Origin of the sequence: Chitinilyticum litopenaei DSM 21440 (assembly GCF_000428145.1) — a bacterium.
In the GTDB taxonomy this organism is placed as follows: Bacteria; Pseudomonadota; Gammaproteobacteria; order Burkholderiales; family Chitinibacteraceae; genus Chitinilyticum; species Chitinilyticum litopenaei.
Genome location: NZ_ATZJ01000023.1, coordinates 1 through 14,649 on the forward strand (window position 1 = coordinate 1; position 14,649 = coordinate 14,649).

15 protein-coding genes and 1 tRNA gene are annotated in these 14,649 nt (G+C 60.6%); 2 read left to right on the plus strand and 14 right to left on the minus strand.

Features of this window, described 5'->3' with window-relative positions:
* The 11 genes from C515_RS20570 to C515_RS0110310 all read right to left on the minus strand — a co-directional run.
* Positions 1 to 206 (minus strand): transposase (locus C515_RS20570; RefSeq protein ID WP_144290425.1); only part of this gene is annotated, 206 nt, incomplete at its 3' end.
* Positions 207 to 355: 149 nt separating this feature from the next.
* Positions 356 to 1,375, minus strand: coding sequence for a porin (locus C515_RS0110265; protein WP_028455461.1), 1,020 nt, complete (start codon positions 1,373 to 1,375; stop codon positions 356 to 358).
* A gap of 191 nt (positions 1,376 to 1,566) precedes the next feature.
* Entirely contained in the window at positions 1,567 to 2,328 is a 762-nt protein-coding gene (locus C515_RS0110270) for a flagellar brake protein (protein WP_028455462.1), read from the minus strand.
* Positions 2,329 to 2,399: 71 nt separating this feature from the next.
* Positions 2,400 to 2,990, minus strand: a complete 591-nt coding sequence (locus C515_RS0110275; protein ID WP_043649100.1) for an SCO family protein — start codon at positions 2,988 to 2,990, stop codon at positions 2,400 to 2,402.
* A 14-nt stretch (positions 2,991 to 3,004) separates the two neighbouring features.
* Positions 3,005 to 3,715: a dethiobiotin synthase gene (bioD, locus tag C515_RS20575; RefSeq protein WP_081686889.1), complete on the minus strand. Its 711-nt coding sequence runs from the start codon at positions 3,713 to 3,715 to the stop codon at positions 3,005 to 3,007.
* A gap of 43 nt (positions 3,716 to 3,758) precedes the next feature.
* Positions 3,759 to 4,661: a malonyl-ACP O-methyltransferase BioC gene (gene bioC / locus C515_RS0110285; RefSeq protein WP_028455464.1), complete on the minus strand. Its 903-nt coding sequence runs from the start codon at positions 4,659 to 4,661 to the stop codon at positions 3,759 to 3,761.
* A complete protein-coding gene (locus tag C515_RS0110290; RefSeq protein ID WP_028455465.1) occupies positions 4,658 to 5,299 on the minus strand; it encodes a DedA family protein in 642 nt (213 codons plus the stop codon). The genes bioC and C515_RS0110290 overlap by 4 nt, the downstream gene beginning before the upstream one ends.
* A gap of 70 nt (positions 5,300 to 5,369) precedes the next feature.
* Positions 5,370 to 6,305 (minus strand): protein translocase subunit SecF, encoded by a 936-nt coding sequence (gene secF, locus C515_RS0110295; RefSeq protein ID WP_028455466.1) that lies wholly within the window; start codon positions 6,303 to 6,305, stop codon positions 5,370 to 5,372.
* Between the two features lie 16 nt (positions 6,306 to 6,321).
* Entirely contained in the window at positions 6,322 to 8,151 is a 1,830-nt protein-coding gene (gene secD / locus C515_RS0110300) for a protein translocase subunit SecD (RefSeq protein WP_028455467.1), read from the minus strand.
* A gap of 74 nt (positions 8,152 to 8,225) precedes the next feature.
* Positions 8,226 to 8,549 carry a preprotein translocase subunit YajC gene (gene yajC, locus C515_RS0110305; RefSeq protein ID WP_028455468.1) on the minus strand — a complete coding sequence of 108 codons (324 nt, stop codon included), beginning with the start codon at positions 8,547 to 8,549 and terminating at the stop codon, positions 8,226 to 8,228.
* 204 nt (positions 8,550 to 8,753) lie between these two features.
* Positions 8,754 to 8,832: transfer RNA gene (locus C515_RS0110310), tRNA-Ile, on the minus strand.
* Between the two features lie 141 nt (positions 8,833 to 8,973).
* On the opposite strand from C515_RS0110310, the gene smpB reads away from it, so the two are divergent.
* Together smpB and C515_RS0110320 are read left to right on the plus strand one after the other, a co-directional pair.
* Positions 8,974 to 9,432 carry an SsrA-binding protein SmpB gene (gene smpB, locus C515_RS0110315; RefSeq protein ID WP_028455469.1) on the plus strand — a complete coding sequence of 153 codons (459 nt, stop codon included), beginning with the start codon at positions 8,974 to 8,976 and terminating at the stop codon, positions 9,430 to 9,432.
* Positions 9,433 to 9,758: 326 nt separating this feature from the next.
* Complete coding sequence (locus C515_RS0110320; RefSeq protein ID WP_028455470.1) at positions 9,759 to 10,844, plus strand: porin; 1,086 nt, start codon at positions 9,759 to 9,761, stop codon at positions 10,842 to 10,844.
* A gap of 112 nt (positions 10,845 to 10,956) precedes the next feature.
* Here C515_RS0110320 and C515_RS0110325 read toward each other — a convergent pair whose 3' ends face one another.
* The 3 genes from C515_RS0110325 to C515_RS0110335 all read right to left on the minus strand — a co-directional run bounded on the left by C515_RS0110325 (position 10,957) and on the right by C515_RS0110335 (position 14,538).
* Positions 10,957 to 12,759 (minus strand): M61 family metallopeptidase, encoded by a 1,803-nt coding sequence (locus C515_RS0110325; RefSeq protein ID WP_211234037.1) that lies wholly within the window; start codon positions 12,757 to 12,759, stop codon positions 10,957 to 10,959.
* Positions 12,760 to 12,827: 68 nt separating this feature from the next.
* Positions 12,828 to 14,093, minus strand: a complete 1,266-nt coding sequence (locus C515_RS20580) for a GGDEF domain-containing protein (RefSeq protein WP_158380808.1) — start codon at positions 14,091 to 14,093, stop codon at positions 12,828 to 12,830.
* A 49-nt stretch (positions 14,094 to 14,142) separates the two neighbouring features.
* Positions 14,143 to 14,538: an RNA-binding S4 domain-containing protein gene (locus C515_RS0110335; protein ID WP_028455472.1), complete on the minus strand. Its 396-nt coding sequence runs from the start codon at positions 14,536 to 14,538 to the stop codon at positions 14,143 to 14,145.
* Positions 14,539 to 14,649 lie beyond the last annotated feature (111 nt).

Below are 14,649 nucleotides of genomic sequence, written 5' to 3' on the forward strand. Positions count from 1 at the left end.
TGTTTCCGGCACTGCGTGCACTGAAAGAGGGGATGCGTGCGGTTCCCGATGCGGTAACAGGCGGTGTGCTGGCAATGCGGACAACGGAAACCCTGTGGCCAGCGGGCTTTTTCCAGTGCGGCCTGGCATTGCGGCTCGGTGCCAAAGCGCCGCTGGAATTCCGGTAGCGAGAGGCCGCGCTGAAATTGCACGAGATTCATGGACATGATTGCTCTCCTGCTTGGGTTCTGCTTTCAGCATAGTTCAGCAAAAATCTGTAAGCTGAGGAGTCTTGCTAATCAGGAAGCAAAATGAAAAAGGGGAAAGCAGTTGCTTTCCCCTTTCGCTAATCAGTCAACTGTAAACAGTCAGACGATTAGAAACCGGTCCAAACGCCAACCATGTAGTAGGTCAGGTCGCCAGCTTTTTCGTTGCGGTTCTGGATACGACCATAAGCAACGGTGTTCTTGGACAGGCTGTAACCATACTCAGCGGAGATGATGTCGCCAGCCTTGCCGAAGTTGTCACCGTCGAACTGGTGCCAGCTACCCTTGACGTAGTTCTTGCCCCAGCCGTAGGTGGCGCCGATGATCCAGTCGTAGGAATCAACCTTGGAGGAACCCGGATACTCGATGGCTTGGTAGTTGTACAGGCCACGTACGTTCAGACCGAAGTCGAAACCGTAAGTAGCGCCGATGTACCATTGCTCAGCTTCGCTGCCAGCGGCCCAGATGTCGTTGCCGAACAGGTAGCCAGCGTTCAGGTTGAAGCTGCCAGCACCGAAAGCAACGCTCAGGTCGGTCACGTTGGAGTCACCGATCTTGCCTACACCGGTAGTCGCCCAGTTATCCCAGCTGTGCTGGATACCGAAGCTGAAGCCACCGAAGTTCGGGGATTGGTAGTTAACGGAGGACGGAGCGAAGATCAGGGAAGTCAGCTTGCCTTCGTGGCCAGCCGGACCCCAGTTACGCTCAACCAGCTGCCAGTTGCCGCCCTGACCGTACGGCCAGTCCAGAACCAGGTAGCTGTTGAAGAACTGACGACCAACCTTCAGGGAACCCCAGTCACCAGCGAAACCAACCCAAGCTTCACGACCGCCCCAGGTATTTTGGTTAACCAGTTCGGAGTAATCGTTTTCGATGTTGTTACGGCCGGACGGATCACCAGTATTCAGCTTCTGGGAAACTTTCCAGATCAGCTTGCCGCCCATATCGAGCTTGTCGGAACCGTTGAAATCGATTTGCAGGCCACGATCCAAGCCTTGCTGGGTGTCACCCTTATCCCAGTCATAAACCACGAAGTTCATTTCCATGGAACCGGTGATGGATACTTCGGCCATGGCCGGAGCAGCGAAGGCACCAGCGATAGCAGCAGCGATCAGAACACGCTTGAACATTTAGTTTTCTCCTAGACACGAGAGGTTTTTATAAACCACCTGTATTAACACCACACACCTGAATGTTTGGTGCCTACAGACCGAAGCATACTAGGGCGGAAAGACGAGAAGCAAATCCGGATTCGGCTCTCCGGCAATGTGTTGGGCCGATGCAACAACAGCCCAAAGCATGCCCGGGACGCGCAGGCGGCTCAATCCACCAATGCCCGGCGCTCGCGCTCCAGCTGCACCAGCACACGCTGCAGATTGGCTTCAACCGCGTGCGTGAACTTGAGGTATTGGCAACCGACAAACCAGCGTGTCCCACTGTTCAGACGGGCCTCGCGCACGCTGCGTACTTCAAAGCCCAGCTTCAGCACGCCTTGCGCTCCCAATTCCAGCCACGCCTCCTCATATTGCTGGCCAGCCTCGACCCGCCCCGCCAGACCGGCCGGCAGCCAGGCGCCGAAACCGCCCAGCGAAATGTCGTGCAGGTCCATGCGCAGCTCCGCCCCATCGGCGAGTCGGGCACGGCAGAAATAGGGCTTGGCGACGGGTGTGGTCAGGCGGAAATATTCGCGGCGCTGCAGCTTGATCAGATCAGGCGGAAATGCGGCGGTGAATGCCGGTTTTCCCTCAAATTGGCACAACTGCGCACCGGCAATCGAAAACTGCACCTTGACGCCATCGGGCGCCGCGACCAGCAAGATCTTGTCGGCGCGCCGCAAGGCGTCGTTGCTGGGAGCATGGCCGCCAACATCGAACACAAAGGTTTTGGCCTTGACGTCCACGGCCAGTACCCTGGTCAGCAGCATGTCATGCCCCTGATTGAAGTAGGCAGCGAGCGCTGTGGCGTTGCTGGCGAGCTGCCGCAACTCATAGCCGATGGCCATGGGCGCCGTGAGGACATACGGCGCAAGATCCAGTTCATTGCCCAGCGGCTGCTGCTGGATAGACTCTACTTGATTGGCCATGGACAGCTTTGAAACTCCAGATACGGTAAGCCAAGATGAGTGTGCACGCTGCGCGCACCATACCCATCTCCCTATTGATCTTCCTGCAACAGCAAGCGAAGGTCATGCAGCAATACCCCCGGGTCACTACCATAGTTGACCAGCACGCGGGTCTTGCCGCTGCGATCCAGCAGGTAGGTGGCAGCGGTATGATCGACGGTATAACTCTCCCCGCTGCCCTGCTTCTGATAAATGACCTGGAAGGTCTTGGCCACTGCGGCGATCTGCGCCTCGCTGCCGGTCAGTCCGACAAAAGACGGGTGAAAAGCCGGCACATAGTGCTTCAGCAGTTCGGGCTTGTCGCGCGCGGGATCGACCGAAACAAACAGCACCTGCACGTCTTGCGCAGCCGGGCCCAGTTCGGCAAAGGCCGCACGCATTTCCGCCAGCGTCGTTGGGCACACATCCGGACAGTGCGTGTAGCCAAAAAACAGCGCAACCACCTTGCCGCGATAATCAGCCAGCGTGCGGGGGCGGCCATCGGCATCCTGCAGGCGGAAATCCCCCCCGATTCCCTGCCCGGTGATGTCCACCCCCTGAAATACCGGCGCCGGCGCGCACGCCGCCAGCAGCAAGCCCAAGGCCAGCAGCACGGGCCGCAGCGCGAGAGTCCAGAAACGCATCGTCATTGCTCCCATCAGGCATTCAGCGGCAAGCCGCTCTCCACTCGGGCATCGGCAAGCAGCAAGCCGGATGCACACAGCAGGACGCCGGCATCGGCATCGCGCGCATACGCAACCTCACCCAGCAGCGGCGCCGGCAACACCGCTTGCAGATAAGCCAGGTTTTCCGCGTAGCGCGCCATGTCCGGATCAAGCGCATTGGCAATCCAGCCCGCCAGGCGACAACCGGCAAGGCGGATGGCCTGCTCGGTCAGCCGTGCGTGATTGATGCAGCCCAGCCGCATGCCCACCACCAGAATGACCGGCAAGTCCAGTCTGATGGCCAGATCGGCCATGCTGTGCGCCTCGTCCAGCGGCGCGAGCCAGCCGCCTGCCCCTTCTACAAGCACAATATCGGCGCTCTGCCGCAATTCTTCTGCGCAACGGGCAATCAGATCCAGATCGATGGCAACCCCGGCTTCCGCCGCAGCCAGATGCGGCGAGATCGGTGGCTCAAAACGATAGGGATTGACCAGGGCCAGCGGCGCCGCCACATTGCTGGCGGCGGCATGCAGCGCGACATCGCGGTTCCACAACTCCCCGGCACGCCATTCGCAACCCGAAGCGACCGGCTTCATGCCGACACTGCGATAGCCCTGGCTGACCAGGCCGCGCAGCAATTGCGCAGTCACCACCGTTTTACCGACATCGGTATCGGTGCCCGTAATGAAATAAGCAATACCCATAGACCTACACACCTACAAGCAAATAGCCTGATTGGCTAGCGCCTCATACCCCACCCAAGCGCGGACGAAACTCGATAATCTGCGCACCATCCGGCAGGCGCTTCGCCGCGCTGCGCTCCGGCTTCCAGGCATGACCGTAGATCACTTCATAGGTGCAGGGCAAGACACCCTCGCGCCGGAAAGGCTCGTACTGCTGCTGCACCCGTTGCCAGGCGGCCTTGCCGAACAGGCCATGACGACGGCCGAGCGTGTGGTTAGCCGCGCCGATCTCTTTCAGGTCGCGCATGACCGCGCGCGCATCCGGATAGGTCAGCGTCAGGTGCTCCATCTCCATCACCGGAGCGGCAAAGCCCTGCTGCCCCAGCGCATCGCCGAGATCATGCATGTCGATGAAACGGTTGACGTGGCTGTAGCCGTCAATACCGGCAAAGGCGGCGCGCAATTCCTGCAGCGTATCCGGGCCGAGCGTGGCAAACATCAGCAGCCCCCCCGGCTTCAGGACGCGGAGAAACTCACCGAAGGCCAGGTCGGGTGTATTACACCACTGCAGTGTCAGACTGGACCAGATGACGTCGACCGAGTCATCGGCCAGCGGCAACGCCTCGATATCGCCGGCCAGCAGCAGCGGGCGCTGGCGATCACGCAGGCCGAACAGACTCTTGATGCTGGTCGGCTGCTTTTTGTGCAACTCGCGCAACATGGCCGGCGCCAGATCCAGCGCCAGCATCTGCGCATCCGGATAGCGCTGCCGCAAGCCAGCCAGGGCTTGCCCCGTGCCGCAACCGGCATCCAGCACGCGCAGCGGCGACACCTTGATCAGCTGCAGGCGCTCCAGCATGCGCGCGACCACCTCGCGCTGCAGCACGGCAGCGGCGTCATAGGCTGGCGCGGCCCGGTCAAAGGCCTGGCGCACCGCCGCCTTGTCGGTGAAGAACGCCTCGCTCATGCCGCGCTCTTGCTCAGGCGAGCCTTGGCGACCTCAATCAGCGCCGGCAGGATGGACACAAAGATGATGCCGATGATGATGGCGGTCAGGTTTTTCTGGATAAAGGGGATGCTGCCCAGCAGATAGCCGGCAGCCAGCAGCGAGCCCACCCAGATGGCAGCACCGCTCACGTTGTAGATCAGGAATTTGCGGTAGGTCATCTCGGCCATGCCGGCCACAAAGGGGGCAAAGGTACGCACGATGGGCACGAAGCGCGCGATGATGATGGTCTTGCCGCCGTATTTCTCGAAAAAGGCGTGGGTCTTGTCCAGGTATTCGCGGCGGAAAATTTTCGAATCGGGCCGGGCAAACAGCTTGTGGCCAAAATAGCGCCCGATGGTGTAGTTGACCGCATCGCCCAGCACGGCAGCGATGAACAGCAGGATGCCCAGCAGCCAGACATCCAGCAGCCCGCCACCGCACAGCATGCCGGCAACAAACAGCAGCGAATCACCCGGCAGGAACGGCGTCACCACCAGACCGGTTTCGCAAAAGATCACCAGAAAGAGGATGAGGTAGCTCCATGGTCCGAATGCGGTAACCAGATCACGCAGATGCGTGTCGAGATGGAGAAACAGATCAATGACATTGAAGTCCATGGGGCATCCTTGTTCAGACGAAAACGCCGACGAATGAACCGTCGGCGCAAAGGCAATGCTGGCGAAACGACTAAACGACCGCTTCTTCCTTGATCACCTCGGGCTTGACCATGTTATCGCGACTCACCCCCAGCATCAGCAGCAGGGGGGACGCCACCAGCACCGAGGAGTAAATGCCGAACACGATGCCGATGGTCAGCGCCATCGAGAAGCCGTGCAGCGCGGCGCCACCGAAGATCAGCATCGACAGCACCATGGCCTCGGTCGAGGCGTGCGTGATGATGGTACGGCTCATAGTTGCCGTAATGGCGTTGTCGATGATTTCCGGCACGCTCTTGCCACGCATGTTTGGCTTGTGGAAGTTTTCGCGAATCCGGTCAAACACCACCACCGACTCGTTCACCGAATAACCGAGCACCGCCAGCACGCCGGCCAGCACCGCCAGCGAGAACTCCCACTGGAAAAAGGCAAAACAGCCAAGAATGATCACCACATCATGCATGTTGGCGATCACCGCCGAAACGGCAAAGCGCCATTCAAAGCGGATCGCCAGATAAATGATGATGCCCAGACATACCAGCGTCAGCGCGGTGAGGCCATGACTGACCAGCTCCTCACCGACGGAAGGCCCGATGAACTCGACCTTCATCACCTTGACGTCCGGACGCGACTGCTTGAGCACCTGCAGTACCTGATCGGACAGCTGCGCGCTGGTTTTGCCCTTGATATTGGGCAAGCGCACCATGACATCGCGGGTCGTGCCCATGGCCTGCACCTGCGATTCGCCGTACTTCAGCGTGTCCACCTGCACGCGGATCTTCTGCAGGTCAGCCGGCTGCTCGTAGCGCAGTTCGATCACGGTCCCGCCGGTGAATTCCACGCCAAAATTCAGCCCCTTGAAGACCAGGAAAAAGACGGCCAGTACAAAGGTGATCAGCGAAATCGCCGTCGTGAGCTTGCCGTAGCTCATGAAGGGAATGTCGCGCTTGATATGGAAAAACTCGATCATGTCGGCAACTCCCTTAAACCGCGAGCGAGGTCACACGGCGACGGTAGCCGTAGACCAGATTGATGAGGCCGCGCGAGAAGAACACCGCGCTGAACATGGAGGTGAGAATGCCAAGACAGTGAACCACGGCAAAGCCGCGCACCGCGCCTGAGCCAAACATCAGGAGTGCGATGCCGGCAATCAGCGTGGTCACGTTGGAGTCGAGAATCGTGGCAAAGGCATGGCGATAGCCTTCGGAAATGGCCATCTGCGGGCTCATGCCATTGCGCACCTCTTCACGCACGCGCTCGTTGATCAGCACGTTGGAGTCGATTGCCATGCCCAGCGCCAGCGCGATGGCCGCAATGCCGGGCAAGGTCAGCGTGGCCTGCAGCATCGACAGCAGCGCCAGCAGGAAAAGCACATTCACACCCAGCGCGATCGCCGACACGACACCAAACACGCGGTAGTAGATCATCATGAAGATGGCGATGGCCAGGAAACCGTACAGCGTCGAGTTGAAGCCCTTCTGGATGTTTTCCTTGCCAAGGCTCGGGCCAATGGTGCGCTCCTCGACGATGTTCATCGGCGCGGCAAGCGAGCCTGCGCGCACCAGCAGTGAAATGTCGCTGGCCTCCTTGACCGTCATGCCGCCGCCTTCGATCACGAAGCTGCCACCGAGCTCGCTATTGATGCGCGGCGAAGTGATGACTTCACCCTTGCCCTTTTCGACCAGGACGATCGCCATGTACTTGCCCAGATTCTCGCGGGTCAGGTCGCGGAAGATACTGGCCCCCAGCGAATCAAGCTCGATGCCGATCACCGGATTGTTGTTCTGGTCAAAACGCGGCTCGGCCTTGACGATATTGTCGCCGGTCAGCTCGACTTCCTTCTTGATCAGGATGGATTCCACCTGTCCCTGGCGCACGCCAGCCATCGGCAGCAGCTCGTAGCCGGCCGGGACCTCGCCATTCTGGGCGCCCATGATGCGCCCCGGATCCATGTCGGCCATGCGCACTTCCAGCGAAGCCGTGCGACCGAGAATATCCTTGGCCTTAGCGGTATCCTGCACGCCTGGCAACTGCACCACGATGCGGCCTTCACCCTGCTGCTGGATGATGGGTTCGGCCACCCCCAGTTCGTTTACCCGGTTGTGCAGCGTCGTGATGTTCTGCGCCACGGCATCATTTTTCAGCTGGCTCAATGCCTGCTGGCTGTATGCGGCAGTAATGCGGAAAACGCCATCGGCCTTGACCGGGGTCAGCTGCAGATCAGGCATGGCCTTTTTCAGCACGGCCAGCGCGGCATCGACGGTTTCGGCATCGCGCAGCTGCACCGAAACACTGTCGCGGTCAACCACGACACGGCCATAACGGATTTTCTTGTCCTTGAGTTCACGGCGGATGCTGCTGCCGATTTTCTGCAGCTGCTTGTCCACTGCGGCCTTCATGTCGACCTCGAGCAGGAAGTGCACGCCGCCGCGCAGGTCCAGGCCGAGAAACATCGGCTTGGCGCCCAGCTTCTCCAGCCAGTCCGGCGTATTGGACAGCAGGTTGAGCGCCACGATGTAATCTTCGCCCAGTGCATGCTGGATGACATCCTTGGCGCGAATCTGCTGCTCGACATCCTTGAAGCGGAACTTCAGCGTATCGGCACCGGGCAGCACGGCAGCGGGCACGATGCCAGCCTTGCCAAGCTCGGCAACAACATGGCTGCGCACGGCTTCATCGAGCTTGGCCGAAGAGCGGGCAACCGAGATCTGCACGGCGGGGCTTTCACCGTAAAAATTCGGAATGGTATAGATCAGGCTGACCACCAGGGCCACAGCCATGATGGTGTATTTCCACCAAGGATAACGATTCATGGGACTTCCCCTGAGCGTGTGCCGGAAGGCACAAGGCAGCGGCCGGTCACGCCGGCCGCATTGTTCTTATGGTCTTACTTGTTGCTTTTCAGCGTGCCCTTTTCCAGCTTCTGGCCGATGGCGCCGCGCTGAACCAGCATTTCCACGCCGTCGGCAACTTCAACGGTCACGAACTTGTCGTTGAGCTTGACGATCTTGGCTACCGTGCCGCCAACCACCACTTCGTCGCCCTTTTGCAATTCTTCGAGCATTTTCTGGTGCTCCTTGGCCTTCTTCTGCTGCGGACGGATCATCAGCAGCCAGAACAGCACAAAGATCACGATCATCGGCAAGAAGGACATGAAGCCGGCTTCGGGAGAAGCGGCACCGGCATTCGCATACGCGGATGGGATCAGCATGAATAAACCCTGTAAGTTGAAAACTGACAAAACGGCCCATAATAGCCGCAGCGCCCGGCAAAATCCACATTGGCATGACCGGCGCGCAAGGCAGTCTGAGTTTCATGCCGCAAATTGGTTCAAGACCAGCCTGGCCGGCAGTCCAGAAATGACAAACCCCCGTCGCAAGCGACGAGGGTTTGTGTGCACTTCCCGGTTAAATTCTGGTGGGCCCCCCGGGAGTCGAACCCGGCACCAACGGATTATGAGTCCGCTGCTCTAACCAAGCATGAGCTAGAGGCCCGTACGCCCGAAGGTGGATTGCCTTGGGCAGGCGGAGGATTGTAGTGGAAAGCCCCATGTGCGCCAAGCCTTCGCACATAGCCAAGCAGGGCGGCTTTCCCCTAGAATCGTTCTTTTGCCAAAGACAGCACTGCACATCACCATGGTCATTACAGACAATCGCAAAGCGTTTCACGAGTATTTCATCGAAGAGCGCTACGAAGCCGGGCTCGTTCTGGAAGGCTGGGAAGTCAAGGCCATTCGTGCAGGCCGCGTCCAGCTCAAGGAATCCTACGTCATTTACAAGAATGGCGATTTTTGGCTGTTTGGCGCCCACATCTCGCCCTTGCCCACTGCGTCGACCCATGTCAAGCCGGACCCGACCCGCACTCGCAAGCTACTGCTCAAGCAGCGTGAAATCGAGCGTTGGGGCGGCAAGGTTGACCGGGCCGGTTACACAGTGGCCGCGCTGAACATGCACTTCACGCGCGGCTTCATCAAGCTGGAAATCGGCTTGGCCAAGGGCAAGAAGCAGCATGACAAGCGCGAAAGCGAGAAAGACCGCGAATGGCAGCGCGAAAAAGCCCGCCTGGCACGTAGCGAGAGCAAGAATATCCGCTGAACACTGCACGGCGCGGCCTTACTGGCTTGCGCCGCCGGGGCAGGATGAACCGCCCCTTCCCTCCCGATCAGGCCTGCGCGGAAAAATCAATAAGGATAAGCATTCTCTTTATTGAACACCCTACTCACGCCTACAATCTCGTCAAGCTGAACCCAAGCGACAAAATGCACAAAACTGGCCGCAAGGATTAGACAATCCGGCCAATTGTTGCGAGTTGTCATAGAGCTTTAACGTAGCCAGCCTAGACTTGCGCCGCTACCAGAGCAACGTTCTGGCCTCAGGCGGCACCCAATTGCTTAGCCTTACATCAAAAACCGGAGAGTTCCATGCAAAAAATCATCGCCGCTGCAGTCGCGGCCGCCTTTCTGACTCCCGCGGCCTTCGCGGAAGTTGCGATCACCGGCTCCATCCGCCAATCGATCGATTTCATGAGCCTTGATGGCGCGACCAATCCGGCCGTGGCCGACACCAACCAGACCCGTGTTGCCGATCAGGGCACTCGCATTGCCTTTACCGGCAGCGACAAGCTCGATACCGGCGGCAAACTGATCTGGCGCGTGGAAAGCGGCGTCAAGATGGGCACGGCAGCCGGTTCGACCGCTGGCGTCTGGGGTGGCCGTGAAGCCTGGGTTGGCCTGCAATTCGACGAATTCGGCACCCTGCGCGTCGGCCTGACCGACAACGCCTACAAGAAGGCCTCCGGCTCCTTCCTGCAGGCACTGGATGGCGCCTTCAACGACGACTCCAGCTACTATGGCGGCTCGCAACTGCTGCGCCGCATGGGTGGCCGCAGCGGCAACCAGATTCATTATGAAAGCCCGAAATTCGCCGACATGCAGTTCCGTACCTCCTATGAACTGGGTGAATACGGTGACCATGTAAATACCGACACCTTCGACGCGGCCCTGACCTACACCTCCAAGGTATTTGCTCTGGGCGCCACCTTCAGCCAGGCCAACGACCGCAAGGTCTCCTATGGTAAGGTTGATCTGGCCACCGATCCGGCCAAGGCTGTGGCAGGCACGACCATCCGCGGCTACCAGGTTGGCGGCAGCGTGTTCATCGACGCCTTCACGCTCAGCGCCGTGTACGAAAACATCGACTGGGACAAGGGCAATGAAAGCCGTGACCAGGACACCTTCGGCCTTGGCGCTACCTACAAGACCGGCAAGTTCACCTTCCACGGCGCTTATGCCTGGGCTGGCGATGTCGATGGCCTGAAGGATACCGGCGCAGACCAGTTCTCGCTCGGCGCACGCTACAGCCTCTCCAAGGCAACCAGCGTGAACCTGACTTACGCCCTGCTGAAGAACGACAAGGCCGCCGCCTTCAAGACCGAAGCTCCGAGCGCCAGCGTCTCCGCCGGTCAGGATCAGCAACTGATCACCATCGGCGTGCGTCACGACTTCTAAGTCCAGAAGCAGTCCGCAAGCCCGATTGTCAAAACAGCCAGCCCTCCGGGGCTGGCTGTTTTGCATTCAGGTAGTGGACGCCTGAATCAGCCTAGGTCAACACAACCCTGCCTCATACCGGCCTGAATATCGCGGGCACATCGTCCCCTGGCAGGCGCAAGCCGATGGTATCGGCGACCGTGGCGCCAGGATGCGCACTCAGGCACAACAGTTCGTCACGCCGGAAAAGATGCAGCGCCAGGCACGCCGCAGCCACATCCGCCAGCAACAGCCCCTCGAGCAATTCCGCGCTTGCACGCAAGCCGTTGATGGCCACAATGACGTCCCCGGCTGCCAGCCCCGCCCGCTCCGCCGGCGAATCACTGAGCACGTGGGTCAGCTTCAGCCCCTCGGCCACCGGCTGCCAGCGGCAGCCCAGTTCCAGCCGGGACGGCGGCGGAGAATCCAGCCAGCCCCCCTTGTCCCTGGCCGATACTGCAGCGCGCTGCTGCCATTGCAGCCCCTGCTCCTCCAGCAGCTCACGCAGCGGCAAGGGCTGCGTGCCACGCAAGGCCCGGGCAAAAAAATCGTCCAGCGCCACACCGGCCAGGCGGGTGGCGATGGCCTCGAATTCGCCCACAGGCACGCCAACTCCCGTCTTGCCAAAGCGCTGCCACAGTTCACGCATGACATCATCCAGCGAGTACACACCGCCACTGTGCCTGCGGATCAACAGGTCGGTGCACAGCGCTACCAGCGCGCCCTTGGTGTAATAGCTGACCAGCGCATTCGGGCTGTTCTCGTCCTGCCGGTAATACTTGACCCAGGCATCCAGGCTCGCCTCTTCCAGGTTCTGCACGGCACTGCCCGGATTGCGCTGCACGCCGGTAATCGTCTGCGACAGTACTTCGAGGTATTCAGCGACGCTGATCAGGCCGCACCGCAGCAGCAAAAGGTCGTCGTAGTACGAAGTGACGCCCTCGAACAGCCACAGCTGGCGCGTGTAGTTCTCGCCATCCAGGCGGTAGGGGACGAATTCGGCGGGCTTGATGCGCTTGACCAGCCAGGTGTGGAAATACTCGTGGCTCACCAGGCCGAGGAACTGCCGGTAAGCCTGCTTGCGGCTGGTTTCATGCGGCAGCGGCAGGTCATTGCGGCTGCACAGCAAGGCGGTGGAGTTGCGATGTTCGAGACCGCCGTAGCCGTCACCGACGGCAAAGGTGAGGAAATGGTAATCGGCGAACGGCGCATCACCCCAAAAGCCGATCTGGCAATCGCAGATGCGCTGCACGTCGCTGCGCAGGCGCGCTTCGTCAAGCTGGTGGCGGCCGGCAATCACGAAGCGGTGCGCACGATTGCCGGCCTCAAACCAGAACTCGCGAAATTCACCCAGCTCAAAGGGATGATCGATCAGCACATCGTAGTTGTCCGCCTGCCAGGCGGCATCCGCGGCGGGCAGGCCGCCGGCCACGCGCCAGTGCGCCAGCTCGGCCGGCAGATCGATGCGCATGCGGCACGGCCGATCCTCTTGCCCGGCTACGGCGAGAAAAACACTGGTGCCGTTGAAGAAGCCACGATACTGATCCAGGTATGCGCCGCGAACCGAGAGATCATAAGCGTAAACCTCATATACCACCGTCAACCCCTGCCCTTCCGGCAGTGGCTCTGCCTGCCAGCGCTGCTTGTCGAGCTTGGTGAGAGCAACACTCGCCCCTGCGCTGGATGCGGCGATGCGCACGATGTTCCGGGCAAACTCGCGCACCAGATAGCTGCCGGGAATCCAGACCGGCAGGGCCAGAATCTGCCCCGCCGCTGCGGGCTGCGGGATGGTGAGCGTAATTTCAAACAGGTGCGCATGGGGGCGCAGCGGGGATATGCGGTATTCGATCATGATCAGCCTTGGCAAATGCAGCGGCGCCAATGCGGCGCCGGCCATGGCATTACTCTACCCGCAGTGAGAAGCCGCCTCCAGCACCGGATGGTGGACATCCACCCGGCCCGACATCAGCGCGGCGGAGCCATGCCAACCTGGTTGCGCCCGGCATGCTTGGCCTGATACAGCGCCAGATCGGCCTGCTCGACCAGCTGGGCCGCGGTCATGCCATCGCGCAGCACCGCCACACCGGCGCTGAAGGTGGCCTGCAGGGTGCTGCTGCCACTGAAATGCCGCAGCTGCGAAAAAGCCACCCGCAATTCGTCGACGCGCTGCGCCGCGCGAATCTGCGAGAGCCCCGGCAGGACCCAGGCGAACTCCTCGCCACCATAGCGGCCGATCAGCTCGGTCGAGGGGGTGGCCTGCCGCAGCAGCCGCGCCAGGCTCTTGATGACGCGATCGCCGATAGCATGGCCATGCACATCATTGACCTGCTTGAAGTGATCGATATCCAGCATCGCGAAACACAGCGGCAGGCTGTTGAGCCGCGCCGCCGCGATTTGCAGCTCCAGCTGCTGGATCAGGTTGGTGTGGTTCAACAGCCCGGTCAGGCTGTCGCGCGTCATCCAGTGGCGCAAGCGGCGATAGCGTTCGGCGGTGATGCTGACCGAGGCCAGCAGCTCCTCGCTTTCCTGGTTCTTGATCAGGAAGTCGTCGCCCCCCATGCTGCGCGCCTGCCATTGGCGGCCACGGCTGGTTTCGGTCGAGAGAAACACGATGGGAATGCTGTCAAACTGCGGATGCTGACGGATCAGGCGTGCGGCCTCATCGCCACCGCACTCGGGCATGTAGACATCCATCAGGATGATTTCGGGCCGGAAACGCTCCAGCGCGAGGAAGATCTCCAGCGGATTGTGGATGACCTTCACCACCATGCCGGCATCCTGCAGGATGCTGCTGACCCAGCGGGTGATCACGTCCGAATCGTCGACGACCAGCACACGGTAAGGATTGCTCTTGCCTGCTTCTTCCAGCTGGTCCAGCCGGTCGATCAGCCGCTGCGTGTCGATCGGCCAGGACAGAAAACCGCTCACACCCAGCCGCAGCAGGGCAATCTGGCGCACCACGGGCAAATCCTGCGCCACGCACAGCACCGTACCCTTGAAAAGACGCGTCAAGAGCGGCAGCACCTCGTCCATGCCGGCATCTTCCAGCCCAGCCTCGTCCAGCACGACAGCCGCCGCCTTTTGCTCGTGCAGGGCGGCCAGCAGCGCACTCTTGCGGGTGAATACCTGGTTGGGAATGCCATAACTGGCCAGCTGGGCCTGCAGGACTTCCATTGCGGCACGCTGGGCCGTTCCGAACAGCAAGGGGGGCGTATTGGCGAAGGTATTCATGCAGGCAATCATTTCCCGGGTAGGCTGCGTCAGCATAGCAGCTTGGCGCTTATCCGCCGGAGTTGAAACGCTCGATCTGGCGACGGAACTTCTTGGTGGGGCGCCCCTTGACCTGCGAGGGGTCGAGCTGCGGCGCCAGGCTGCGCTCGAAGTCCAGCGCCTCGCGCTTGCGGATGCTCTCCGCACTTTCCTCATACAGCGTGCGCGCGACCTCCGCCGAGCCGCGCCGCTCGGCCAGCGCCAGCACGGTCACGGTAAATTCGCCATGCTCGGCCTGCACGCGCACCACGTCACCCACCTTCAGGGTGCGCGCGGGTTTGACGCGCTCACCATTCAGGTGCACGCGACCGCCATCCACAGCGTCGGTCGCCAGCGAGCGCGTCTTGAAAAAGCGTGCCGCCCACAGCCATTTGTCGATGCGCACCTTGTCCTGACCGGCATTCATACCACACCCCCTATCAGCCCGAGTACATTTCCCTGCTTGGGCTCCACTCATATACCCATCAAAAAAAGGGACAGCATGGCTGTCCCTTTCTTCACTCGCCCAGCCGCTGGC

Bases quoted from the DNA above. Each gene is read 5' to 3' on its own strand.
- smpB (WP_028455469.1), top strand. From the start codon at position 8,974: ATGGTCATTACAGACAATCGCAAAGCGTTTCACGAGTATTTCATCGAA.
- bioC (WP_028455464.1), bottom strand. From the start codon at position 4,661: ATGAGCGAGGCGTTCTTCACCGACAAGGCGGCGGTGCGCCAGGCCTTT.
- bioD (WP_081686889.1), bottom strand. From the start codon at position 3,715: ATGGGTATTGCTTATTTCATTACGGGCACCGATACCGATGTCGGTAAA.
- C515_RS0110290 (WP_028455465.1), bottom strand. From the start codon at position 5,299: ATGGACTTCAATGTCATTGATCTGTTTCTCCATCTCGACACGCATCTG.
- C515_RS20580 (WP_158380808.1), bottom strand. From the start codon at position 14,093: ATGAATACCTTCGCCAATACGCCCCCCTTGCTGTTCGGAACGGCCCAG.
- C515_RS0110270 (WP_028455462.1), bottom strand. From the start codon at position 2,328: ATGGCCAATCAAGTAGAGTCTATCCAGCAGCAGCCGCTGGGCAATGAA.
- C515_RS0110275 (WP_043649100.1), bottom strand. From the start codon at position 2,990: ATGCGTTTCTGGACTCTCGCGCTGCGGCCCGTGCTGCTGGCCTTGGGC.
- C515_RS0110325 (WP_211234037.1), bottom strand. From the start codon at position 12,759: ATGGCCGGCGCCGCATTGGCGCCGCTGCATTTGCCAAGGCTGATCATG.
- yajC (WP_028455468.1), bottom strand. From the start codon at position 8,549: ATGCTGATCCCATCCGCGTATGCGAATGCCGGTGCCGCTTCTCCCGAA.
- C515_RS0110335 (WP_028455472.1), bottom strand. From the start codon at position 14,538: ATGAATGCCGGTCAGGACAAGGTGCGCATCGACAAATGGCTGTGGGCG.
- C515_RS0110265 (WP_028455461.1), bottom strand. From the start codon at position 1,375: ATGTTCAAGCGTGTTCTGATCGCTGCTGCTATCGCTGGTGCCTTCGCT.
- secD (WP_028455467.1), bottom strand. From the start codon at position 8,151: ATGAATCGTTATCCTTGGTGGAAATACACCATCATGGCTGTGGCCCTG.
- C515_RS0110320 (WP_028455470.1), top strand. From the start codon at position 9,759: ATGCAAAAAATCATCGCCGCTGCAGTCGCGGCCGCCTTTCTGACTCCC.